This window comes from Klebsiella sp. R445 (assembly GCF_051131755.1).
Classification (GTDB): domain Bacteria; phylum Pseudomonadota; class Gammaproteobacteria; order Enterobacterales; family Enterobacteriaceae; genus Klebsiella; species Klebsiella lignicola.
The window spans coordinates 2,068,161-2,091,969 of record NZ_CP180446.1; the positions used below are offsets into that span (position 1 = coordinate 2,068,161).

17 protein-coding genes are annotated in these 23,809 nt (G+C 57.7%); 10 read left to right on the forward strand and 7 right to left on the reverse strand.

The genetic code is table 11. From position 1 onward, the window contains the following. Positions 1-35 precede the first annotated feature (35 nt). Positions 36-2,975, reverse strand: coding sequence for an autotransporter adhesin EhaB (gene ehaB, locus ACMYSN_RS09635; protein ID WP_462497832.1), 2,940 nt, complete (start codon positions 2,973-2,975; stop codon positions 36-38). 496 nt (positions 2,976-3,471) lie between these two features. On the opposite strand from ehaB, the gene hemB reads away from it, so the two are divergent. Further along, positions 3,472-4,446, forward strand: coding sequence for a porphobilinogen synthase (hemB, locus tag ACMYSN_RS09640; RefSeq protein WP_462497833.1), 975 nt, complete (start codon positions 3,472-3,474; stop codon positions 4,444-4,446). A gap of 226 nt (positions 4,447-4,672) precedes the next feature. Further along, positions 4,673-6,391 (forward strand): lysophospholipid acyltransferase family protein, encoded by a 1,719-nt coding sequence (gene olsF / locus ACMYSN_RS09645; RefSeq protein WP_462497834.1) that lies wholly within the window; start codon positions 4,673-4,675, stop codon positions 6,389-6,391. 66 nt (positions 6,392-6,457) lie between these two features. Here the strand turns inward: olsF and tauD are convergent, their stop codons facing one another. From tauD to tauA, 4 genes are read right to left on the reverse strand one after another with little or no spacing between them, the layout of a single operon-like run. Then, positions 6,458-7,318, reverse strand: coding sequence for a taurine dioxygenase (gene tauD, locus ACMYSN_RS09650; RefSeq protein ID WP_462497835.1), 861 nt, complete (start codon positions 7,316-7,318; stop codon positions 6,458-6,460). Continuing rightward, positions 7,315-8,142, reverse strand: coding sequence for a taurine ABC transporter permease TauC (gene tauC, locus ACMYSN_RS09655; protein WP_462497836.1), 828 nt, complete (start codon positions 8,140-8,142; stop codon positions 7,315-7,317). The genes tauD and tauC overlap by 4 nt, the downstream gene beginning before the upstream one ends. Continuing rightward, entirely contained in the window at positions 8,139-8,906 is a 768-nt protein-coding gene (gene tauB, locus ACMYSN_RS09660; protein WP_123755627.1) for a taurine ABC transporter ATP-binding subunit, read from the reverse strand. The genes tauC and tauB overlap by 4 nt, the downstream gene beginning before the upstream one ends. 12 nt (positions 8,907-8,918) lie before the next feature. After that, the gene (tauA, locus tag ACMYSN_RS09665; RefSeq protein ID WP_462497837.1) at positions 8,919-9,881 is read right to left on the reverse strand and encodes a taurine ABC transporter substrate-binding protein; all 963 of its coding nucleotides are present in this window, start codon (positions 9,879-9,881) and stop codon (positions 8,919-8,921) included. 408 nt (positions 9,882-10,289) lie between these two features. On the opposite strand from tauA, the gene ACMYSN_RS09670 reads away from it, so the two are divergent. The 6 genes from ACMYSN_RS09670 to fbpC all read left to right on the forward strand — a co-directional run bounded on the left by ACMYSN_RS09670 (position 10,290) and on the right by fbpC (position 18,082). After that, positions 10,290-10,919, forward strand: a complete 630-nt coding sequence (locus ACMYSN_RS09670) for a response regulator (RefSeq protein ID WP_434586221.1) — start codon at positions 10,290-10,292, stop codon at positions 10,917-10,919. After that, positions 10,919-12,460 carry an MASE1 domain-containing sensor histidine kinase gene (locus ACMYSN_RS09675; RefSeq protein WP_462497838.1) on the forward strand — a complete coding sequence of 514 codons (1,542 nt, stop codon included), beginning with the start codon at positions 10,919-10,921 and terminating at the stop codon, positions 12,458-12,460. The genes ACMYSN_RS09670 and ACMYSN_RS09675 overlap by 1 nt, the downstream gene beginning before the upstream one ends. Before the next feature lie 84 nt (positions 12,461-12,544). Next, positions 12,545-13,849: an MFS transporter family glucose-6-phosphate receptor UhpC gene (gene uhpC / locus ACMYSN_RS09680; protein ID WP_462497839.1), complete on the forward strand. Its 1,305-nt coding sequence runs from the start codon at positions 12,545-12,547 to the stop codon at positions 13,847-13,849. Continuing rightward, positions 13,846-14,877 (forward strand): ABC transporter substrate-binding protein, encoded by a 1,032-nt coding sequence (locus tag ACMYSN_RS09685; protein ID WP_123755622.1) that lies wholly within the window; start codon positions 13,846-13,848, stop codon positions 14,875-14,877. Before uhpC ends, ACMYSN_RS09685 begins: the two co-directional genes overlap by 4 nt. 68 nt (positions 14,878-14,945) lie before the next feature. Beyond that, on the forward strand, positions 14,946-17,024 hold the full coding sequence (locus ACMYSN_RS09690) for an ABC transporter permease (protein WP_123755621.1): 2,079 nt from the start codon (positions 14,946-14,948) through the stop codon (positions 17,022-17,024). 11 nt (positions 17,025-17,035) lie between these two features. Then, complete coding sequence (gene fbpC, locus ACMYSN_RS09695) at positions 17,036-18,082, forward strand: ferric ABC transporter ATP-binding protein (protein WP_462497840.1); 1,047 nt, start codon at positions 17,036-17,038, stop codon at positions 18,080-18,082. A gap of 70 nt (positions 18,083-18,152) precedes the next feature. Here fbpC and mmuM read toward each other — a convergent pair whose 3' ends face one another. Together mmuM and mmuP are read right to left on the reverse strand one after the other, a co-directional pair. Next, complete coding sequence (gene mmuM / locus ACMYSN_RS09700; protein WP_462497841.1) at positions 18,153-19,085, reverse strand: homocysteine S-methyltransferase; 933 nt, start codon at positions 19,083-19,085, stop codon at positions 18,153-18,155. After that, on the reverse strand, positions 19,072-20,478 hold the full coding sequence (gene mmuP / locus ACMYSN_RS09705; protein WP_462497842.1) for an S-methylmethionine permease: 1,407 nt from the start codon (positions 20,476-20,478) through the stop codon (positions 19,072-19,074). The genes mmuM and mmuP overlap by 14 nt, the downstream gene beginning before the upstream one ends. A gap of 248 nt (positions 20,479-20,726) precedes the next feature. Here mmuP and ACMYSN_RS09710 point away from each other — a divergent pair, with 248 nt between their 5' ends. Beyond that, positions 20,727-22,109, forward strand: a complete 1,383-nt coding sequence (locus tag ACMYSN_RS09710; protein ID WP_462497843.1) for a glycoside hydrolase family 28 protein — start codon at positions 20,727-20,729, stop codon at positions 22,107-22,109. A 314-nt stretch (positions 22,110-22,423) separates the two neighbouring features. After that, complete coding sequence (eat, locus tag ACMYSN_RS09715; protein ID WP_123755616.1) at positions 22,424-23,803, forward strand: ethanolamine permease; 1,380 nt, start codon at positions 22,424-22,426, stop codon at positions 23,801-23,803. Positions 23,804-23,809 lie beyond the last annotated feature (6 nt).

The window sequence follows — 23,809 nt, forward strand, 5'->3', positions numbered from 1 at the left end:
ACTTACTTTCGATAGTTATATCATTGCAAACCAGCTTACCAGGTGTATTTAACCCCGACATTGGCTGCCCAGTCTTGATCAACATCGCCGCCGCCGAGGTAATTCACATCCGTGTAGGCGCTGAAATTACGGGTAAAGCTGAACTGAGTACCCAGCCCAACACGTACCGCAGAACCTTCGGTGCCGTTATTGATGGAATCGCCGTTGACTTTGGTGTGGTTATCCGCGTCGTCATACACGTAGGCCAGTCTGAAGTAAGGCGTCAGCGCCTGGTCATCGCTGTAAGCGAAGGTATAACCGGCATCAATACCCAGTTCGTAACGCAGGCTATCGTAAGACTGATCGCCAACTTTCATGCCATTGCTCAGACGATAATCGTCACCAGACTGGAACAGGCCCGAGATGCTGCCGTACGGGGTCACATAACCTGCATCACCCAGTTTCGCATCGTAACCCAGTTTCAGACCGAAGCCCCAGGCATCAGAAGAGGTGCTGCCATCAACATACTGGCCGTTGCTCATATTGGCAGACAGGTCATTGTTGAAGTGAGAGTAGTTCAAAGAACCGTCAACAAAAACGTTGTTGGCAAAGCGCGCAGACGAGTAGAGGTAAGCCGTCTGGCTGTCCTGCTCAACCTTACCGGTACGATCGTTCAGGTCGCCTTTGGCAAAGCCTGCTGCCGCCCCGACAATCCACTGGGCATAGTTACCATCAATTTTGCTATCCAGACCCAGCATGACGCCGCTGACATCCTGATCGTAGTTGATGGTGCCGTTGCTGCCGTCAAAGTTACCGCCGAAGTAGCTACCCCAGGCGCCGCCGTTATCCGCCAGACCGTGACGAGAATGAGTCAGACGTGTCGCTACGGTATCCTGCTGCAGGTTCCAGATATTGGTGTTAGCAGACGGGATGCTCAGCGCCATGTTCGCGTAATCGGTCAGTGACCGCTGCGCCATCACGACGGTGTTGCCCACCTGCTTAGCCTCATAGGTATAGGCGCCGAGATCGACTTTGTTCGCCGCAGAGAAGGTAGCGGTGCTGTTTTTGTCGTTAACATAGACCAGTTCTTTGCCTTTGTAATCGGCGACAGAACCGGTACCCGTTGCGTTATCAATACGAACTTTATAGTTGCCGCTCGCCGCCGCCACTTTATCGCCCGCGTTATCCACTTCAGACTGATCGGAAGTGGTGTCGGCATCACCATTGCCGTTAATGGTCAGGTGACCATCAGAGTTCATGGCGATGATACCGTAACCGTAGTTGGACTTAGTGGTATCACGAGTACGATCGTTCGTGAGGTCGGTATTCAGTACGAAACGGTTGCTGTTGACATTGAACACGCCAGCATGGACTTTGCCTTTTGCATCCGTCGAGCTGGTCAGGTTCAGCGTATCGGCCTGCAGCGCGTACGCGGTGCTCTTGCCCACATCCAGAATACCATCGTTAGTGATATTGACGGTGTTGGCATACAACGCGGCATCACCCACGCCCCAGCCAGAAGCAACATCGTCGGCAATCATTACGGTACTGTTGTTGATAGTCAATTCGTTGGTCGCGACATGACCATCTTCCTTGATCGTCAGCGCAGAACCACCGGTCAGAGAGATGGTGTCAGAAATCAGGGCGGAATCGGCGACGTTCACCAGAGAACCGCTGTTGATATTCAACGTATCAATCAGAGAGGTTTTGGTGGTATCCCAGCGTGAGCCGTTGTTCAGCGTCACATTGAACAGGCCGCTCTGGTAGACTTCGTTGCCAACAACGTGGTCGCCTTCGTTATAGGCCGAGTTGCTGTTGTCGATACCATAGGTTGACCATGGCCACAGGCTATTCGCTGTGATATCAAGCAGCGTTGCCGTTGCTTCGGTGCCGATGTCAAAGCTGTCGTAAACGCCATCGCCATCAGAATCGACCTGATGCGCAGAGATCGCAGCCCCTACCCACTTACTGCCGTTATTCAGCGTGACATCCATGCGATCGGTACCATCCCAACCGTTAGTGTCTACCGCAGAATCAGTATCACGATAGCTGTCAGCGCCATTCGGGAAGAAATTCTCATCAAAGTTGCTGGAGAATAAAACATCCCCCATTAAGGTGGAGTTGCTGAGGTTAACGGTCGTCTGCATTGCGTTATCAGCATACGGATTGGCAATGGCAGAGATCGCGACATCATCGGCATTAAAGACGCCATTTCCGGTAGAACCGCTGTAATCGCTGGCGTTAGTGGTGTTACCAAACCAGCCAGAGGTCCCTTCGTCTGACCATGAGCCAGAAGTCACGGTGGAGTTTGCAACATTGATCGTGTTGTTAAACACTTCGCTGCTGTTGACGCCCGTGCTGACGGTGTTGTCGTGAATATCTTCCCACTCATAACCCTGAGTCAGCGAGATCCCTGCTACGTGGGAGTTATTTTTAATGACCAGGTCAACTTCCTGATCCAGAGTAATTGCGGTCCCCAGATCGTAAATGTCGACAACATGAGTATCTACAGAACCATCAGCATGTGTACCGTTATAGGTATAATGCTCATAGTTATCATCAATGGTTGAGTTATCAACGGTCAGCGCCAGACGGTCATAAACATAACCCGTAGCATCACGATTGGTACAGTTGGTCGTCATGCACTCAGAGGTTATCATCCCGTGAATGGTACTGTCTTTAATGGTCAGGCTATTGCTGTTCGGGTTGGTAGAAAGGCCGTCATCCAGATAATAGGTAGAAATCACGCCATTAATGACAGATTTATTAATTACTGGATAAATATCACCATTATAAATGCTATTCGTCGCATAGTTATTCCAGCCGACGTAGCCTTTATAGTAAACGTCATCCGTATAGGTGGCGTCGTTATGGTGGCTAAAGGTTGTGTAGTTGGTTCCAGATAGATTAGTAAAAGCACTCGCCTGAGAGGTGATTGCCAATGTGCAGGCAAATGCTAATTGTGAAACTGCAAATTTATTTTTCCAAAGGTGCATTTGTCATCCCTCCTCAGGGACGTAATATAGTTGATCCATCAATTATCAATGCATAGAAGAATATTACTCTTCGCGAGAGCGATTATGCTGCGTCCTCAACGAAAGGTTCAATTATTCTTTAGACAAAGTCCGAATCCGGACAATAAATTCACAAACACACGCTCAGAGGATACAAATTAAAACCATTAATTTCAATTAATTAACCAGAGAACAATATACACATTCAATAAACAGATACATTCAATAGAAAGTAAAACAACAGCAAATAAATAATCAGTTATATATAAAAACGTCAAAATCAATAAACTATTAAAATACAAACCGGATAAACACATAGGCTGTAAATATAATAATCGTGATATGAATTACAGTCTGACGTGCGCTATTCGGCTCATCGTTCGCCCCTGACAGAGCCGGGTTTAAGCCACTTTCGTAAAACGTTGGCGCCCTGATTCAGGTATACTAGGGCCTTTCATTTCACAAAATCAGGCAAACCATGACAGATTTAATCACTCGCCCCCGCCGTTTGCGTCAATCTGCTTCGCTGCGCGCTATGTTTGAAGAGACAACACTGAGTTTGAACGACCTGGTGTTGCCGATCTTTGTTGAAGAAGAAATCGACGATTACAAAGCCATCGAAGCGATGCCCGGCGTGATGCGTATTCCAGAAAAGTACCTGGCCCGCGAAATTGAACGCATCGCTAACGCCGGTATCCGCTCGGTCATGACCTTCGGTATTTCCCACCATACCGATGCAACCGGCAGCGATGCCTGGAATGAGAACGGCCTGGTAGCGCGTATGTCCCGCATCAGTAAGGACGCGGTACCAGAGATGATCGTGATGTCCGATACCTGCTTCTGCGAATACACCTCACACGGTCACTGCGGCGTATTGTGCGACCACGGCGTTGACAACGATGCCACCCTGGAGAACCTGGGTAAACAGGCGGTAGTTGCCGCAGCCGCTGGCGCCGATTTTATTGCGCCATCCGCCGCCATGGACGGTCAGGTGCAGGCCATTCGCCACGCGCTGGACGTCGCCGGTTTCACCAATACCGCCATCATGTCCTACTCCACCAAGTTTGCGTCATCGTTCTACGGCCCGTTCCGTGAAGCAGCCGGTACCGCGCTGAAAGGCGATCGTAAAACCTATCAGATGAGCCCGATGAACCGCCGCGAAGCGATTCGTGAATCCCTGCTGGACGAAGCCCAGGGCGCAGATTGTCTGATGGTCAAACCGGCGGGCGCGTACCTGGATATCCTGCGTGATATTCGTGAACGCAGTGACCTGCCGATCGGCGCGTACCAGGTCAGCGGCGAATACGCGATGATCAAGTTTGCCGCGCAGGCCGGCGCTATCGATGAAGAAAAAGTGGTGCTGGAAAGCCTTGGTGCGATTAAACGTGCCGGTGCAGATCTGATCTTCAGCTATTTCGCCCTCGATCTGGCCGAAAAGAAAATCCTGCGTTAATTTCCTGTCATTCCCCCCGGTGGCGCAACGTGCCGCCTCCGGGGCAACCTCCTTACACCAGCATCGTTGTGGAAAATCATTCGCATTTTTCACATGCAGCCATCGCGCGGCAGTGGCCTGGCGAGCAGAAACCACGCAATGAGGCCCAATCCAAATCTTCACTCAACTGTAATCTGAGCGACACTTGCACCTTCTACTGTCTGGGCAGGACGGAGGAGGAAGCGCTATGTTTAGTCTCGACAATGTACTCGACGACCTGTGGCCTCAGGCGAGGCCTGCCCCCTGGCAAAAAAAACTACTCAAAAAATTACTGCATGAAGACGAGTTTCAACAATTTGCCGCTCGCCATCGCCACCTGAAAGGACTTGATACGGTCGAACAGGTGCTCGAACATCTCAATATCCGCTGCGCCATCCCGGCACACGATCTGGAACAAATCCCCGAACACGGCCCGCTGGTGATCGTCTCAAACCACCCCACTGGCACGCTTGATGGCCTCGCACTACTCTATGCCGTCTCCCGCGTGCGCCGCGATGTCAAAGTCGTCACCAACCGCCTGTTAAGCCATCTTGAGCCGCTCAGCTCGCTGTTTATTCCCGTCGACAACATCAACGGGCGAACCGCCAAAGCCGCCTTGCAGCAGATGGATCACCAGCTCCAGAACGGCGGCGTGCTGATCTTTTTCCCGGCGGGCGAAGTTTCACGCCTGACGCGTCGGGGCATTCGCGATAAAAAATGGCACCCCGGCTTTATCAAGCTGGCCACCAAATATCGCGTCCCGCTGCTTCCGGTCTCGATCCGCGCCCATAACAGCGCGCTGTTTTACGCCAGCACGCTGCTCTCCGACAACCTGCCGATGTTGCTGCTGATGCAGCAGATGTTCCGTCGCCGCAACAGCAGCCTGCCGATCGCCATCGGCCAACAAATTGCCTGGTCTTCCTGGTATCAGCCGCAGGCCTCACCCCGCGAACTGGCAGATCGCTGCTATCGCCACGTTGAACGGCTGGGCAAAGGCCTGCCAGGCGTGTTTAAAACCGAAAGCGCAATTGCCCGACCAGAAGACCGCGCGTTGCTCAAGCGCGAGCTCAGCCAGGCCGAATGCCTGGGGCGCACGGCAGACGGCAAAATGATCTATCTGTGGCAGCGTCAGGAGCAAGAGGATGCGCCACTGCTACGCGAGCTGGGCCGCCTGCGAGAAATTGCCTTTCGTGCGGTCGGTGAAGGCAGCGGCAAACGACGCGACGTCGACGGGTATGACGATGATTATCTGCATCTGATTTTGTGGGATGAAGAAGACCTGGAGATCGTCGGTGCCTACCGGTTTATGCCTACCGACCAGCAGCGGGAAAAGCGCGGGCTGGAAGGGATCTACAGCTACAGCCTGTTTCATTACGATGCGAGGATGGAGGACATCCTCACTCATGGTATCGAGCTGGGGCGCAGCTTTATCCAGCCGCGTTATTGGGGACGCCGCGGGCTTGATTACCTGTGGTCTGGGATCGGGGCCTATCTGGCGCGCTACCCGCACTACCGGTATCTGTTTGGCCCGGTCTCTATTTCCGGCGGTCTGCCGCCTGCGGCACGCGATCTGCTGGTGGCCTTCTATCGCCTGTGGTTCCCGGCCATGCATCCGTTGGCGGAGTCACGTCGCCCTTATCCCGCCTCGCTGCCCGACGTGCTGGCGCAGTTTGGCGGCGAAGATTATAACGAGGATCTGACGAGGCTGAAGTCGCTGTTAGGCAATCTCGGCTGCGCCATTCCGCCGCTGTATAAACAGTATTCCGAGGTCTGCGAACCGGGCGGCGTGCAGTTTATCGATTTCGGCAGCGACCCGGATTTCAACAACTGCGTCGATGGTCTGGTGCTGGTGGATTTGAGCTATCTGAAAGCGAATCGCTATCAGCGCTATATTGGCGCGCATCTGGACTCGCAAAAGTCGGCGTAACGGCACAATTCCCGGTCAGCGCAGCGCCACCGGGAATTGTGCCAGACGCCTGTCCGGGCAACAGGATCATGCTGAACTCGTAGCCCGGTAATAGGGTTTGTCACCAAGGATGGTCGCCCGGTGCATGATGCGCCGCTGCGGCAGATAGTCGGCATTGGCGTAGTGTTGCGTTACCCGGTTATCCCAGATGGCCACATCGTCAGGCTGCCAGCGCCAGCGCACCTGAAATTCCGGCTTCGTAATGTGGGCAAACAGGAAGCTTAACAGCGCCTCGCTCTCTTTTTCCGTCACGTCGACAATGCGGGTGGTGAACCCTTCGTTCACGAACAGCGCCTGCTTGCTGGTCACCGGATGGGTGCGCACCACCGGGTGCAGCAGCGGCGGGTTCTTGCTCACCGCCTCCAGCCAGCGCTGATGCTCCGCCTCGGTGTTGCGGTATTTATACTCCTGGAACGATTTACGGAAATCATGCTCCGCCCGCAGCCCGCTGAGCAGCTGACGAAAAGGCGCCGAAAGCGCCTCATAGGCCGCCACACCACTGGTCCACAGCGTATCGCCCCCGGTCACCGGCAGCTCCTTCGCCGCCAGAATCGCCCCGGCAGGCGGCGTCTCAATAAACGTCACATCGGTGTGCCAGTTATCGTTATCCGGCGGATTATCGTCATGGGTATCGAGCACAATGATCTCATCGACTCCTGGCGCATGCGGATACACCGGATGAATATGCAGATCGCCAAAGCGCAACGCCAGGTCGCGCTGCTGCTGCGGGGTGATGTGCTGCCCGCGCAGGAACACCACCTGGTGACGCAGTACCGCATGATACAGCTGCTCAAACTGGTTATCGTTCAGCGGGCGAGTCAGATCGGCACCGGTAATTTGCGCACCAATGTACGGCCCCAGCGGGGTAATGCTCAGACGTTCACTCATTGTATTTCTCCATGCCAGGGCGTCAGTCGGCGCTGCAATGCGCGCAGTCCCAGTTCTAACAGAAACGCGATAATCGCAATCACCGCAATGCCGGCCAGCACCACATCGGTCGCGAGGAATTCACCGGCGGATTGCACCATAAAACCTAAACCGCGGGTGGCGGCAATCAGCTCCGCGGCCACCAGCGTTGACCAGCCCACCCCCAGCCCGATACGCAACCCGGTCAGGATTTCCGGCAACGCGCCGGGCAGGATCACCAGCCACAGCACCTGCGCCCGGCTGGCGCCTAAGGATTGCGCCGCGCGAATGCGAACCGGCTGGGCGCTTTTCACGCCCGCCAGCGTCGCCATCACCACCGGGGCGAAAATCGCGAGATAGATCAGTAATATTTTTGGCGTTTCGCCGATCCCAAACCAGATGATCACCAGCGGCAGCCACGCCAGCGGCGGCACCGGACGATACAGTTCAATTAAAGGATCGAGGATCCCGCGCACCGTCGGATTCAGCCCCATCGCGATCCCCACCGGAACGCCAACGATCGTCGCCGCCGCGAGGGCGATCACGATCCGCGTCAGGCTTGCCGCCAGATGCTGCCACAGCGTGGCATCCATAAAGCCTTGCGGCCCGGCAATCACCAGCAGCTTACGAAATACTTGCTCCGGCGGCGGAAGAAACAGCGGGCTAATCAGCCCAATGGCGGTCACGGCCCACCAGGCCGCCAGCAGCACCGCTAGAGTCGAGAAGCTCAACGTCAGCTGACGGGAGAGCGGACAGCGCCACTTCAACGTCCGCGGACGCGGTTTGTCATTGATCACGACGCTCATGAGAAGGCCTCCCGTTGTTCAAATACCCGGCTCAGGACGTATTCACGCTGTTCGATAAACAGCGGGTCGGATTTGATGCTGCGGCAGGACTCCCCGGCAACAAAACGGCGACCAAAATTGAGCGGCAAACGCTCCAGCACCCGCCCCGGCCCCGGCGACAGCAGCACCAGTTCGGTAGCCATAAATACCGCTTCTTCGATATCGTGGGTGATCAGCAGCACCTGTTTTCCGGTCTCATGCCACAGGCTGAGCAGCAAGGTTTGCATCTGCTCACGGGTGAAAGCGTCCAGCGCGCCAAACGGCTCATCAAGCAGCAGCAACTGCGGGTTTGCCGCCAGCGCTCTGGCAATGCCGACCCGCTGACGCTGGCCGCCGGAGAGTTGCCAGATAAAACGTTTCCCCGCCCCTTCCAGTCCGACTTTTTTCAGCATCCGCGCTGCCGTTTCCCGGCGCACGGCTTTGTCGACGCCCGCCAGCTGCAGCCCGAGGGCGACGTTATCCTGCACGTTACGCCATGGCAGCAGCCCTTCATGTTGAAACACCACGCCGCGTTCGGCGCCCGGTCCGTCAACCCGTTTTCCTTCGAGGGTGATGCTGCCGTGCTGATAAGGCACAAATCCGGCAATCAGGTTCAGCAGCGTGGTTTTGCCACAGCCGGATGGCCCGAGGACCACCAGCAGTTCGCCGCTGTCCAGCGTCAGGTTGATATCTGCCAGCGCCGGTTTACCCGCGTAGTCGGCAGAGAGGTGCGAGATTTGCAGCATCAAAGCCTCCTGTTACTTCACAAAACGGTCGGTGACAAACTGGCGGTAGTCGCTGCCGGCCGCCGGCACCTTGCCCTGCTCTTTGAGGAACTTCGCCGTATCGACAATCGCCTCGTTCACCGGACCATTCAGCGCCTGCGCCTGTTGGGCGGCGGTCAGGTAGGTATTGCCTTTCACCAGCCCCGGGACATCGGCATCCGGCACGCCGCTCAGGCGCGACAGTTTGCTGATGTTATCCGGCTGCTTCAGCCACTGCTCTGGATTGGCGATGTACGCTTGCTGGGCCTCGATCGCGCTCTTCGCAAAGGCTTTCACGATGTCCGGGTGCTGCTCGGCAAAATCTTTGCGTACCACCCAGACGTCCAGCGTTGGCGCGCCCCACTCGCCCACCTGCGACGAATCGGTCAACACGGTGCCCTCTTTTTCCAGCTCGTTCACCGCCGGCGCCCAGACGTAGGCACCGTCAATATCGCCACGCTGCCAGGCGGCAATAATCGCCGGCGGCTGCAGGTTGATAATCTGCACCTGGCCCGGCTTAATGCCCCAGTGTTTCAGCGCCGACAGCAGGCTGTAGTGGGTGGTAGAGATAAACGGCACCGCGATACGTTTGCCGATCAGATCTTCGGGTTTGGTGATGCTCTTTTTCACCACCAGCGCTTCGGAGTTGCCGAGCTTCGACGCCAGCAGGAACACTTCAATCGGCACCTGCTGGCTGGCGGCTACCGCCAGCGGACTGGAACCGAGGTTACCGATTTGCACATCGCCGGAGGCCAGCGCGCGGACGATGCTCGACCCGCTATCGAATTTGCGCCAGTCGACGGTTGCGCCACTGGTTTTCGCAAAGGTGTTATCCGCCTGCGCGACTTTCGCCGGTTCAGCAGAGGTCTGATAGGCCACGGTGACGTTGACCGCCTGGGCCTGGAATGCCGCGAGAGCCAGGGCGGTAATAAGTGTGATGCGCGATGTTAGTGCCATAGTGTCTGCTGTCCTCATCTCCCGTCATACTTCGAGCCGCATGTGCGTTGGCTGCACCCGTCCATCCCTGTCACATAGTTATCTATGCTCCAGGTATGCCCAGGTTTGCCGCCTTCCTGCGACTCGAAATATTTAGGGACGTGTATGTTATGGGTGCAGTATTTCCGGCCTGATGTGTTTGATGAAGTAATTAAAAATTCTTGTTAAGAACAAAGCGTTTTTAGAAAAAAAGCGGCAATGCTTATATCGCCAATGGATTTCAAGATGCCGACAGGCGGCAAACAGTCAGCCTGAAGGATGACGTGTATGACGATTTTGTTACATTCATTGCATAACTGCGCCTGGATGATTGCCAGCGCAGCGGCGGCAGGCATCATAGGCGCCATGATCTGCTAAGAGAGAAAAAACATGATTCGAGTGGTGCTGGTTGACGATCATGTGGTGGTGCGCTCCGGCTTTGCGCAATTGCTCAGCCTCGAAGAGGGCCTTGATGTTGCGGGCCAGTACAGCTGTGCGGCGCAGGCATGGCCAGCCCTGCTGCGCGATGATATCAACGTGGCGGTGATCGATATCGCCATGCCGGACGAAAACGGCTTGAGCCTGCTGAAACGCCTGCGCGCCCAGAAACCCGACTTCCGCGCCATCATCCTGAGTATCTACGACACCCCGACCTTTGTGCAGAGCGCGTTGGATGCCGGCGCCAGCGGCTATTTAACCAAGCGCTGCGGGCCGGAAGAGCTGGTGCAAGCGGTGCGCTCCGTCGGGCTGGGCGGCCACTATCTGTGCGCCGATGCGCTGCGGGCGTTGCGCGGCGGACAACAGCCGTCGCCGGTGCTGGACATCCTCACGCCACGTGAACGCGAAGTGTTTGATCTGCTGGTGAAAGGCGATAGCGTCAAGGAGATAGCCTACCGCCTCGAGCTTAGCCATAAAACCGTGCACGTGCATCGCGCGAACGTACTGGGCAAGCTGCAGTGCCAAAGCACGATAGATCTGGTCCATTTCGCTCTCGATCACCAGCTGCTGACCGGCCATTAATGTCGCGCAATCTCCGCTATTGGGTGATCTCGCTGTTCATCGTGCTGGCCTGGGGAAGCGGCTGGCTGATGCTGTGGACGCTGGGATTCTATTTGACCCACAACGGCCAACAGGCGGCGCTGTTCCTGCCGCACGGGGTCTATCTGGCGCTGCTGATCCTCCTCTCCCGCCGCTACTGGCCGGCCCTGATGCTGCCGCCCGTGGCGATGCTGTTGTGGCTGCACAGCGAACAGTTGCTGAGCGGCTATGCCATGCTGGCCAGCCCGTTGATGAATCTGCTACCCGCTCGCCTCGCCCAGACCTTCTGGCACCGTTTTCCCCTGTACTGGCAGCGGCTGACGCTGCTGCTGGCCACGGTGACCGCCGCGGCGTTACTCAACACTGCCCTGCTGTCGCCGCTGGTGGAAAGCCCGGCGATGCTGCTCGGGCTGGCCGCGTTTACCGGCGGCGTGCTGCTGACGCCGTTCGTCTACCTGATCTTTGAATTTTTACGCCAGCAGCACCGCTACCACCTGCTGGGGCTGGATACCAGCAATCCACCGCTCCGCACCTCGCTGATTATCTGGTGCAGCCTGTTCTTTATCATCGGCATCGGCACCCAGATGGTGTTGTCGCCGGAAATTGAGCGACTGTTGCTGATCGTGGTGTTTCTCCCCAATGTGGTGATGGCCTGGAAGTTTGGCTGGCAGGGCGGCGTGCTCTCCGGCCTGCTGGGCAGCATGATGATCACCATCGCCCGCCAGGTTGGCGTCGGGTTCAGCAATCTGGTTGAACTGGAGATTTTTCTGGCAACCCAGGCGCTGCTCGGTATCGGGCTGGGCATCGCCATCAGCCGCCAGCAGCACCTGGCGCAGAATCTGCACCACTACCGCCAGCGGCTGGAAGACGAACTGGCCGCACGGCGGGCGCTGACCGAAAAGCTGATCCACACCGAAGAGGACACCCGCAAAAGCCTGGCGCGTGAGTTGCACGATGAGATCGGGCAGAACATTACCGCCATTCAGATTCAGTCCCAGCTGGTTAAGCGCTCGCAGGATCCGGCCCAGGCCCAGGCGGCTGCCAGCCAGATAAACGATCTCGCCCGGCGGATCCATCACTCCACGCGCCAGCTGCTGCGTCAGTTGCGCCCGCCGGCCCTTGACGAGCTGTCGTTCAGGGAGGCGCTGCTGCACCTGCTCAACGACTGCGCGTTTGCCGAACGTGGCATCCGCTGTCAGTTTGACTACCGACTGACCGCCACGCCGGACAGCGAAACGCTGCGCTTTACCCTCTACCGGCTGCTGCAGGAACTGCTGAATAACATCTGCAAACATGCCGCCGCCAGCGAGGTGACGATTAGCCTGCTTCAGCAGGGCGGGACGTTACGCCTGGAAGTGAAGGATAACGGCGTCGGTATCAGCCCTGACAAAATAGCCGGGTTTGGCATTCAGGGGATGCGCGAACGCGTCAGCGCCCTCGGCGGAGCGCTGACCCTGGAATCGCAGCACGGCACGCGGGTAATTGTTAACCTGCCCACAAATTTGCAACAAAGCGGCGCCTGACCAGGAAAAAGTCTTAGCGACTCCGGACTTTATCTCATCCCCTTTCGTCGTCCCTTTCTTATAGTCAGCCCAACGGAGGCGGCCATGCACTCAGGCACAACACGCGAGATCAACCAACGCTATCGGGCGCTACGCCCACGGCTGCTGATGTGCATGGTCATCGGGTATGCGGCGTTTTATCTGACGCGCAAAAGCGTCAACTACGTGCTTCCGGCGTTACAAACGGATCTCGGTCTGGATAAAGGCGATATCGGCCTGCTGGGGTCGCTGTTTTATCTGACCTACGGGCTGTCGAAATTTACCGCCGGACTGTGGCACGACAGCCACGGGCAGCGCTGGTTTATGGGCATTGGGCTGTTCGCCACCGGCCTGATGAACGTGGTGTTTGCCTTCGGCGAATCGCTGACGCTGCTGCTGGCGGTCTGGACGCTGAACGGTTTTTTCCAGGGCTGGGGCTGGCCGCCCTGCGCCCGGCTGCTGACCCACTGGTATTCGCGCAATGAACGCGGCTTCTGGTGGGGGTGCTGGAATATGTCGATCAACATCGGCGGGGCGATTATCCCGCTGATTAGCGCCTTCGCCGCCCACTGGTGGGGCTGGCAGGCGGCGATGCTGGCCCCCGGTACCATCGGCATGGCCGCTGGCCTGTGGCTGATGCTCCAGTTCAAAGGCACACCGCAGGAAGAGGGATTGCCGTCGGTCGGCAACTGGCGTAACGACCCGTTAGAACTGCGTCAGGAGCAGCAAAGTCCGCCAATGGGGCTGTGGGAAATGTGGCGCACCACGATGCTCAACAACCCGATGCTCTGGCTGCTGGGCGTCTCGTATGTGCTGGTCTATTTGATCCGCATCGCGCTCAACGACTGGGGCAACATCTGGCTGACGGAGAGCCACGGCGTCAACCTGCTCAGCGCCAATGCCACGGTGATGCTGTTCGAAGCCGGCGGTTTGCTCGGCGCGCTGTTTGCCGGATGGGGTTCGGATCTGTTGTTCAGCGGCCAGCGGGCACCGATGATTTTACTGTTTACGCTAGGGCTGATGGTGTCCGTCGCCGCCCTGTGGCTCGCCCCGGTGCATCACTACGCCCTGCTGGCGATCTGTTTCTTCACCGTGGGCTTCTTCGTTTTTGGCCCGCAAATGCTGATTGGCCTCGCGGCGGTGGAAGCCGGACACAAAGCGGCGGCGGGTTCGATCAGCGGTTTTCTCGGCCTGTTCGCCTATCTGGGCGCGGCGCTGGCAGGTTGGCCGCTGTCACTGGTTATTGAACGCTACGGCTGGCCCGGGATGTTCAGTTCGCTCTCGGTCGCGGCGGTACTTATGGGGCTATTGCTGATGCCGCTGCTGATGGCGGGCATGACCCCCGCTTCTGGTCAAAGGATAAAACAATGAAAAAAACTCTGGTCACTACCCTGATAGCTTCCGGCATTGCGCTGGCCACCCTGAGCGGCGCGGCACATGCCAAAGGCCGCCTGGTGGTCTACTGCAGCGCCACCAACGAAATGTGTGAAGCTGAAACCAAAGCCTTCGGTGAAAAATATGACGTGAAAACGTCATTCATCCGCAACGGCTCCGGCAGTACCCTGGCGAAGGTCGATGCCGAGAAGAAAAACCCGCAGGCGGACGTCTGGTACGGCGGCACCCTTGACCCGCAGTCTCAGGCCGGTGAAATGGGTCTGCTGCAACCCTATAAATCGCCTAATCTCGCGCAGGTAATGGAACAGTTTCGCGATCCGGCGAAGCTGAAAGGCAACTACTCCTCGGCGGTGTACGTCGGTATTCTCGGCTTCGGCGTCAACACCGAGCGCCTGAAAGAGAAAAACCTGCCGGTACCGAAATGCTGGAAGGATCTGACCAAGCCGGAATACAAAGGCGAGATTCAGATTGCCGATCCGCAAAGCTCCGGCACCGCCTACACCGCGCTGGCGACCTTCGCCCAGCTGTGGGGGGAAGATCAGGCCTTTGATTACCTGAAGCAGCTCAACGCCAACGTCTCTCAGTACACCAAATCCGGTATTGCCCCGGCGCGCAACGCCGCCCGCGGCGAAACGGCTATCGGCATCGGCTTCCTGCACGACTACTCGCTGGAAAAAGAACAGGGCGCCCCGCTGGAGCTGATTGCCCCGTGCGAAGGCACCGGCTATGAAATTGGCGGCATCAGCATTCTGAAAGGCGCGCGCAACCTCGACAACGCCAAACTGTTTGTTGACTGGGTGCTGTCGAAAGAGGCCCAGGAGCTGGCATGGAAGAAAGGCAAGTCCTATCAGATCCTGACCAACACCAGCGCCGAAACCTCGCCAAACTCACTGAAGCTCGATGACCTGAAGCTTATCAACTACGACATGGATAAATACGGTTCTACCGATGTTCGTAAAGCGTTGATCAATAAGTGGGTTAGCGAAGTGAAGATGGGTAAATAAACCCGCATTGCGTTCATTTGCCGGGTGATGCATCAGCGCCTTACCCGGCCAACCTTACCGGAACCGCTATGTCACACACACTTGCACTCCATCCCGTGAAAAAACGGGATGCGATATTCCTTTGGGTTTTGCTGGGCTGGCTGGCGTTTGCCCTGCTGCCGAGCTGGAGCCTGGATTACGGTCTGCTGGAATCCACGAGCGATGAAATTCTCGCGGCCTACGGCTGGTCACAGTTCACGGTCAGCTGGCTGTGGTATCTGCTGCCGAGCCTGCTGCTGATCCGTCCGTTCCATGAGGCCAGGCGCGAGCAGCGCAGCCGTCACTACCTCGATGCCGGCTGGGCGCTGTTGTGCATGGCGTTTATCGTCATCAGCGCCACCGTTGCCGGGCGTGGCCTGGGTTATGCCACCATCGTCCTGTTTGTCGCGCTGGGCGCCATTATGACCACGGCCCTGACGCGCCTCGAATGGCTGGGCGGCGATCGCTTCGTGATTGGCTCTCTGGTCACCATCGTGGCGTTAATTGGCGTGTTTATCGTCTGGCCAAGCATCGCTATTTTCATCCCGATGTTCACCAACGAGGCGGGCGAGTTTGCCCCGCTGGCGTTTATGGCCGTGCTGTCGCAGGCGCACATTGTCCAGGTGATCCTCAACTCCATCGCCCTGTCGATGGCGGTCGGCGTCGGCTGCACCTTCTTTGGCCTGGTGCTGGCTATTTACACCACCCGCATCGCCCAGCGGAGCGCCATTATTGGCCGCATCTTCTCGATTCTGCCGATCGTCACCCCGCCGTTCGTCGTCGGCCTTGGCGTTACGCTGATGATGGGCCGCTCCGGCTACGTCACCGAGTTTATGGTCGAGTGGTTCGGCCTGACCAACACCAACTGGCTGTACGGCTTTACTGGCATCTGGCTGGCACAGGTGCTGGCCTTCACCCCCATGGCCTTTATGATCCTCGACGGGGCGATCAAAACCATTCATCCCTCGCTGGAAGAAGCGTCGTACACCCTGCGCGCCAGCCGCTGGCAAACCTTTAACGGTGTGTTTGTCCCGCTGCTAAAACCGGCGCTGGCGAATGCCTTCCTGATCGTGATTGTCCAGTCGCTAGCCGACTTCAGTAACCCGCTGGTGCTCGGCGGTAACTTCGACGTGCTGGCCACCCAGATCTACTTCTACATCACCGGCTCGCAGCTCGATTATCAGGCCGCCAGCACCCTGGGCGCCTTCCTGCTGCTGTTCTCGCTGCTGGTGTTCTGCATCCAGTATATGTGGATTGGTAAGCGCTCATACGTCACGGTATCGGGTAAGTCCTACCGGGGCGACGTTCAGCCTCTGCCGGTCACCCTGGTATGGAGCGTGATCGCTATTCTGGCGGTGTGGATCGCCTTTAACGCCCTGCTCTACGGCAGCATTTTCTACGGCAGCTTTACCGTCAACTGGGGAGTGGATTACACCCTGACGCTGGATAACTTTATCAAGCTGTTCGGCCAGGGAATGAGCGACGGAGCATGGCCTTCCCTGCTCGACACCCTGCTGTATGCCGGGATCGCCGCACCGATCACCGCCGCCTTCGGCCTGCTGATCGCCTGGATCGTGGTGCGCCAGCAGTTCAAAGGCAAAAAGACCATCGAATTCACCACCATGCTGTGTTTCGCGGTACCGGGCACCGTGGCGGGCGTCTCCTACATTCTCGCCTTTAACAGCGCCCCGGTGTACCTCACCGGCACCGCGGCCATCGTGATTATCTCGATGGTGATGCGTAACGTGCCGGTCGGGATCCGCGCCGGGATCGCCGGATTAGGCCAGATCGATAAATCGCTGGATGAAGCCTCCCTCAGCCTGCGCGCCGGGAGCTTACGCACCATCACCCACATTCTGCTGCCGCTGTTGCGCCCGGCAATCCTCTCGGCGCTGATCTACAGCTTTGTGCGCGCCATTACTACCGTCAGCGCCATCGTGTTCCTCGTCACGCCGGATACCCGCGTGGCAACGGCCTACATCCTCAACCGGGTGGAAGACGGCGAATACGGGGTGGCGATCGCCTACGGTTCGATTCTGATCGTGGTCATGCTGACCATTATTTTCATCTTTGACTGGCTGATCGGGGAAGCACGCATCTCCCGCTCAAAAGCCAAAAACCAGGCGTAATGGAGCGCACTATGAGCCAGAAAAATTTCGTTGAACTGCGCAACGTCACCAAGCGATTCGGCAGCAACATGGTCATCGACAATATCAATCTGACGATCCCCCAGGGGCAAATGGTGACCCTGCTCGGCCCTTCCGGCTGCGGGAAAACCACCATATTGCGTCTGGTGGCCGGGCTGGAAAAACCCAGTGAAGGGCAGATTTTCATTGATGGCGAAGACGTGACCCATCGCTCGATTCAGCAGCGCGATATCTGTATGGTCTTTCAGTCCTACGCCCTGTTCCCGCATATGTCGCTGGGGGAGAACGTCGGCTATGGCCTGAAAATGCTGGGCGTATCGCGCAGCGAAGTAAAAACCCGCGTCAAAGAGGCGCTGGCGATGGTGGATCTGGAGGGATTCGAAGACCGCTATGTCGATCAGATCTCCGGCGGTCAGCAGCAGCGTGTGGCGCTGGCGCGAGCGCTGATCCTCAAGCCGAAAGTGCTGCTATTTGATGAGCCGCTGAGCAACCTCGACGCCAACCTGCGCCGCAGCATGCGCGACAAGATCCGCGAGCTGCAAAAGCAGTTTGATATCACCTCGCTGTACGTGACCCACGATCAGAGCGAAGCCTTTGCGGTCTCCGATACCGTGCTGGTGATGAACAAGGGGCATATCATGCAGATGGGTTCGCCGCAGGATCTCTACCGCCAGCCGGCATCGCGCTTTATGGCGAGCTTTATGGGGGACGCCAACCTGTTCCCGGCCACCTTCCAGCAGGACGCGGTCGATATCTACGGCTACCGTCTGCCGCGACCGGGGCATTTTGCCACCCAGGGTGCGGGTACCGTCGGCGTGCGTCCGGAAGCCATTACGTTGAGCGATCGCGGTGAGGAGAGCCAGCGCTGCGTGATCCGCCACGTGGCGTATATGGGGCCGCAGTATGAAGTGACGGTGGAGTGGCACGGGCAGGAGATCTTATTGCAGGTCAACGCCACCCGTCTGCAACCGGACGTCGGCGAACACTATTACCTTGAAATCCACCCCTACGGGATGTTTGTCTTAGCCGATGCGGCGTGATGCATCCCGGCTGACGCCTTACCCGGCCTACAACGCGTAGCAGCAGCAGGCCGGGTAAGTCGACGCAACCTCAGCGCCGTGCGTGGAGCTCAGCAATATCCTTCGGCGTGGTCCGGCAGCAGCCGCCAATCAGCTTCGCCCCCGCCGCCAGCCATTGCGGCAGATGATCGTGCAGCGTGGCGCAGCTTTCGCCATGATGATGCCAGGTTTTACTCTGCGCGTCGTAATGCTCGCCGGAGTTCGGGTACACCACCAGCGGCAGCGGAGTCAGACTCTGCAGATGCGCCAGAGCTGCGGTGGTGTTTTCCAGCGCGATGCAGTTAATCCCCACCGCCACCACCTGCGGGTAGCCCTGCAGCAGAGTTATCACCTCGCGCAGCGGCGTTCCGTCACTCAGATGTTCGCTGTCACGCAGGGTAAACGAGAACCAGGCCCGCGCGCTTGGGTAGCCGCTCAGCAACTCCGCCAGCGCCGCGATCTCAGCAAAGGATGGCAGGGTTTCGCAGGCCAGCAGATCGGCCCCGGCATCCAGCAGCGCCTCAATGCGTGGGCGATGGAAATCCTGAAACACTTCGCGGCTGCGCACATAGTCGCCGCGATACTCAGAGCCGTCCGCCAGGAACGCGCCGTATGGCCCGACGGAACCGGCCACCAGCAGCGTGCCTGCCTGCGGATTCTCCGCCAGATAAGCCTCCCGCGCCTTGCGCGCCAGCTCAACGCTGCGGCTAATCAACGCTTTCGACTGCGCCTCATCCAGCCCGCGGGCGGCAAACCCGACCGGCGTCGCCTGATAGCTGGCGGTAATTGCCACCTGCGCCCCGGCGCGGAAGTAATCGAGATGCACATCGCGGATCAGCTGCGGGTTTTCCAGCAGCACTTTTGCCGACCACAGGCTGTCGGCCAGATTGCAGCCGCGTGCTTCCAGCTCCGTTGCCATCGCGCCATCTAGCAGGACAAAGGGCTGGCTGGCAAGAATGGTGGTTAACGGATTATTCTGCGACATGTTGAGGCTCCTGGGTCAATTTCCGTGAACGGGTCAGATAGTAGGCACCATAGCACAGCGCCACGAACGGGATCCCGCACCACAGCGCAATTCTCTGGCTGGGGTCAAACGCCAGGCCAACGCAGGCCACCAGGCACAAAATAAAGCCCAGCACCGGCACCAGCGGATACCACGGCGCACGATAGTGCAGGTCGCTCAGCGCTTTTCCCTGCTGCAGATGACGACGGCGGAACATAAAGTGCGAGGCGCAAATGCTCAGCCATACCGCCACCACCGCGAAGCCGGAAATCGCCGACAGCGCCACAAACACCGTATCCGGCGCCACGACGCTGGAAAACAGCGCCAGCACGCCGCCCAGCATGCTGACCGACAATGCAGTCAACGGGACTCCGTTTTTATTCACTTTGGCAAAGCACGCCGGCAGCGTTTTCTCATTCGACAGCGACCACAGCATCCGCCCGGAGGCATACAGCCCGGAGTTCGCTGCCGAAAGAATTGCCGTCAGGATCACGAAGTTAAAAATATCCGCAGCATACGGAATCCCGACTTTTTCAAACACCAGCACGAACGGGCTTTTTTCCACCCCGGCCTGCTGCATCGGGATCAGCGCCGCCAGCACAAAGACGGTGCCGATAAAAAAGATAATCAGCCGGGCGATGGTGGTGCGAATCGCCACCGGGATCACTTTATGCGGGTTTTCCGTCTCTCCCGCCGCGATGCCAATCAGCTCGGTACCGGAGAACGCAAAATTCACCGCCACCATGGTCATCAGGATCGGTAGTCCGCCGTGCGGGAACCAGCCTTCGGCAGTAATGTTATGCAGACCGGGAGCCGGTGAGCCATCCTGCATCGGAATAATGCCGAAGATCGCGGCGCCGCCGAGAATAATGAACGCGATAATCGTGATCACTTTCACCAGCGAGAACCAGAACTCTCCTTCGGCAAAAAAGCGGGTAGAAATCACGTTGAGGCCAAAGATAATCACGCAGAACAGCACGCACCAGATCCACACCGGGATCTGCGGGAACCAGTACTGCATACAAAATCCGGCGGCGGTAAAGCTGGAACCGAGCGCCACCGTCCAGGTAAGCCAGTACAGCCACGCCACGGTATACCCGGTGGCCGGGCCAAGATAGCGTGAGGCGTAGACGTGAAACGCGCCGGTCTCCGGCATCGCCACCGACAGTTCGCCCAGACACTGCATCACCAGCCATACCACCAGCGCACCAATCAGATAGGCCAGCAGCGTACCTGCCGCGCCGGTGGTGGAGATGATATAGCCGGTATTGAAAAATAACCCTGTGCCAATAACGCCCCCCAATGACAGCATGATCAGGTGGCGGGTCTTCATGGTGCGCTTTAATTGCCCACCTTGTTGTTGTGTTGTTTGCATATTACCTTCTAAACGTATGGACATCTAAACATCCAAAGAGGATTTGTTATACCCTGCCCCACGCCAAATTGCAAAACCCCCCGCACATTCTCGCCGCCAGCGCGGTTTTTTGATGGGCATACGCCAGAAAAAAACGCCCAACATTCGGGCAAATTAACGACAAAGCGTAAATCGTGATCGCCGCACGGCCAATAATAAAATGCGAGTGCTAATTTTATAAAACACAAAACCAAAAAAAGGACGTATTCATGAAACGCCGTACTCTTCCTCTGTTGGCTGCCGTGACCGCGGTGGGCATCCTGCCGGTTGTCCCCACGCAGGCGGCAAGCCAGGTGACCTTTCCCGATAAAGTCTGCGATATCACCCGCTACGGCGCGGAGGGCCACCGTCTGCAGATTGCGCTCAATACCGAGGCCATCCAAAAAGCGATTGATGACTGCGCCGCCGCAGGCGGAGGAACCGTGCTGGTCCCCAAGGGCAACTATCTGACTAACCCTTTGTTTCTGAAAAGTCATATTCAGCTCAAGCTGGAAAAAGACGCTACTCTGGTAGCGTCGACGGAGGTCGCGGCCTATCGCGGCGATGACAAAACGAAATATGCCGAAGCGGAAAATGGCTGGCTGCCGTTTATCAGCATCGCCGATGCGCAAAACGTCGCGATCGTCGGCGAAGGTACCATCGACGGTCAGGGCGCAGTGTGGTGGGAACGCTGGCGGGAAAATATCCGCGCCACCGGCAAGAAAGGCGGTACCGACCGACCGCGGCTGATTTACATCACCCGCGCGAACAATGTGCTGATCGACGGCGTGACCCTGACTCATTCGCCGAGCTTCCACGTGGTGACCCGCTACGCCCACGATGTCGACATCAACGGCACGCGCATTCTCTCGCCCTGGCATGCGCCGAATACCGATGCCATCGACCCGATTGATAGCCAGAACATCCGCATTACCAATAACTACATCGACTGCAACGACGACCATATCGCCATCAAAGCGGAAAAAGCCGACCCGCGCTTCCCTGATGGCGTGGTGAGTAATATCTACATCGCCAACAACACCCTGAAACAGGGGCGCGGGATCTCCATCGGCAGCGAAAGCTCTGGCGGGGTCAATAACGTCGTGGTGGAAAATAATACCTTTGACGGCTCGATGTATGGCATCCGCATTAAGAGCCCGCGCGGCAAAGGCGGCGAGGTGAAGAACATCGTTTACCGCAATACCAAAATGCATAACGTCGAGGTCCCGCTGGTGTTCTCCGCGTACTACAAAGCGGCGCCAATTGTGCAGGCGGAAGTCGACAAACAGCTACAGGCGGGCGGTTTTACCCTCGGCGAACAGATCTATCCGCCGGACAGCGATCCAAAACAGCCGTTCGACCAGTATAAAACGCCGCACTTTAGCAATATCACCGTCGAAAATTTAACCTCGACCGGCACCAGCAAAGCCGCGGCCTATATCATCGGGACGCCGGAAGCCCCGCTCAGCGGCTTCCATTTTACCAACGTCAATATTGAAGCGGAGAACGGCATCCGGGTGCGTAACGCCGAACTGGAGACCAAAGGCCTTACCCTGAAGGTGAAAACCGGCCCGGCAATCCGCAAAGATGCTGGCGCGATCGTCAGCGAATAACCCCAGGTACCCACCGCCTTAAGCGCATCAGGCGGTCTGCACCATAACGGTTGTCAATCGTCGTGCAGGCCGCCTCTTTTTTGCGCATCGCCTCACGCCAGAGCGCGAAAGTCCATGCCGGAAAGATGGCATTCTCTTTGCAACGCCATACCCTAAATAATTCGAGTTGCAGGACAAGAGGCGAAGCCGAATTGAACAGCGCTTGCGCTGGCCCCGAAGGGGTGAGGCCCAGGGATGGGCCGAGTATTGCCAACGCTCATGCAACTTGAAGTATGACGGGTATAAGACTCTCTTCATCTGGCGAGGCAGTGAATATGACAGGGCAAACGACAACATTAAAAAGAACGCTCGGCAGTTTCCGTTTATGGGGGATAGCGGTCGGGCTGGTGATCTCCGGCGAATATTTTGGCTGGAGCTACGGCTGGTCCCAGGCCGGGACAATGGGCTTTATGATTGTGGCGCTGGCGATTGCCGCCATGTACTGCGCCTTTATCTTTAGTTTTACCGAACTGACCACCGCCATTCCGCACGCCGGGGGGCCGTTTGCCTACGCCTACCGCGCCTTTGGCCCCACCGGCGGCTTTATCGCCGGGTTTGCCACCCTGATTGAATTCGTCTTTGCGCCCCCGGCCATCGCCATGGCGATCGGCGCCTATCTTAACGTCCAGTTTCCGGCGTTGGATCCCAAATGGGTGGCCTGCGGCGCTTACGTGGTCTTTATGACGCTGAATATCCTGGGCGTCGGGATTGCGGCCACCTTCGAGCTGATTGTTACCCTGCTGGCGATTTTCGAGCTGCTGGTGTTTATGGGAGTGGTCGCACCGGGCTTCTCATGGAGCAACTTTACTGCCAACGGCTGGGCGGGAGCGGAAAGCTTCAGCGGCCTGGCGCTGCCGGGAATGTTTGCCGCGATTCCGTTTGCCATCTGGTTCTTTCTGGCCATTGAGGGCGCATCGATGGCGGCCGAAGAAGCCAAAGACCCACAGCGCACCATTCCACGCGCCCTCGGCGGCGGCATTCTGACCCTGACCGTCCTGGCTATCGGGGTGATGGTGTTTGCCGGCGGCGTCGGCGACTGGCGTACCCTCGCCAATATCAACGACCCGCTGCCTCAGGCGATGAAAATGGTGGTCGGCAGCAGCAGCGGCTGGCTGCATATGCTGGTGTGGCTGGGACTGTTTGGCCTGGTGGCGTCGTTCCACGGCATCATTATGGGCTACTCGCGCCAGATCTACTCCCTGGCGCGGGCCGGCTACCTGCCCGCCCGTCTCGCCACCCTCAACCGCCGTACCCGCACCCCGTATCTGGCGATCCTTGCCGGGGGCGTGGTCGGTATCGCGGCGATTTTCTCCGACTCGCTGATCACCATTAGCGGCATGCCGCTGACCGCCTGCATCGTCACGATGTCGGTATTTGGCGCTATTGTTATGTATATCACCTCGATGGCGGCGCTGTTTAAGCTGCGCCGCAGCGAGCCGAACCTGATTCGTCCGTTCCGCGCGCCGCTCTACCCGTGGGCCCCGGCCTTCGCTCTGGCGATGGCGGTGCTCTGCCTGGTCGCGATGGTCTGGTACAACCCGCTGCTGGCGCTGATTTTCGCGGCCATGATGCTGGGGGGCTATCTGTGGTTTCGCAAAACCGCCTCAGCCCGTGAACGCGCCCCGTTGGATCCGCAGCTGCGCATCGTTTCGTAAGGAGTC

Coding starts and splice junctions, on each gene's coding strand:
- uhpC (WP_462497839.1), top strand. CDS start 12,545: ATGCACTCAGGCACAACACGCGAGATCAACCAACGCTATCGGGCGCTA.
- ehaB (WP_462497832.1), bottom strand. CDS start 2,975: ATGCACCTTTGGAAAAATAAATTTGCAGTTTCACAATTAGCATTTGCC.
- tauC (WP_462497836.1), bottom strand. CDS start 8,142: ATGAGCGTCGTGATCAATGACAAACCGCGTCCGCGGACGTTGAAGTGG.
- ACMYSN_RS09670 (WP_434586221.1), top strand. CDS start 10,290: ATGATTCGAGTGGTGCTGGTTGACGATCATGTGGTGGTGCGCTCCGGC.
- tauB (WP_123755627.1), bottom strand. CDS start 8,906: ATGCTGCAAATCTCGCACCTCTCTGCCGACTACGCGGGTAAACCGGCG.
- eat (WP_123755616.1), top strand. CDS start 22,424: ATGACAGGGCAAACGACAACATTAAAAAGAACGCTCGGCAGTTTCCGT.
- mmuP (WP_462497842.1), bottom strand. CDS start 20,478: ATGCAAACAACACAACAACAAGGTGGGCAATTAAAGCGCACCATGAAG.
- hemB (WP_462497833.1), top strand. CDS start 3,472: ATGACAGATTTAATCACTCGCCCCCGCCGTTTGCGTCAATCTGCTTCG.
- ACMYSN_RS09690 (WP_123755621.1), top strand. CDS start 14,946: ATGTCACACACACTTGCACTCCATCCCGTGAAAAAACGGGATGCGATA.
- ACMYSN_RS09710 (WP_462497843.1), top strand. CDS start 20,727: ATGAAACGCCGTACTCTTCCTCTGTTGGCTGCCGTGACCGCGGTGGGC.
- olsF (WP_462497834.1), top strand. CDS start 4,673: ATGTTTAGTCTCGACAATGTACTCGACGACCTGTGGCCTCAGGCGAGG.
- mmuM (WP_462497841.1), bottom strand. CDS start 19,085: ATGTCGCAGAATAATCCGTTAACCACCATTCTTGCCAGCCAGCCCTTT.
- tauA (WP_462497837.1), bottom strand. CDS start 9,881: ATGGCACTAACATCGCGCATCACACTTATTACCGCCCTGGCTCTCGCG.
- ACMYSN_RS09675 (WP_462497838.1), top strand. CDS start 10,919: ATGTCGCGCAATCTCCGCTATTGGGTGATCTCGCTGTTCATCGTGCTG.
- tauD (WP_462497835.1), bottom strand. CDS start 7,318: ATGAGTGAACGTCTGAGCATTACCCCGCTGGGGCCGTACATTGGTGCG.
- fbpC (WP_462497840.1), top strand. CDS start 17,036: ATGAGCCAGAAAAATTTCGTTGAACTGCGCAACGTCACCAAGCGATTC.
- ACMYSN_RS09685 (WP_123755622.1), top strand. CDS start 13,846: ATGAAAAAAACTCTGGTCACTACCCTGATAGCTTCCGGCATTGCGCTG.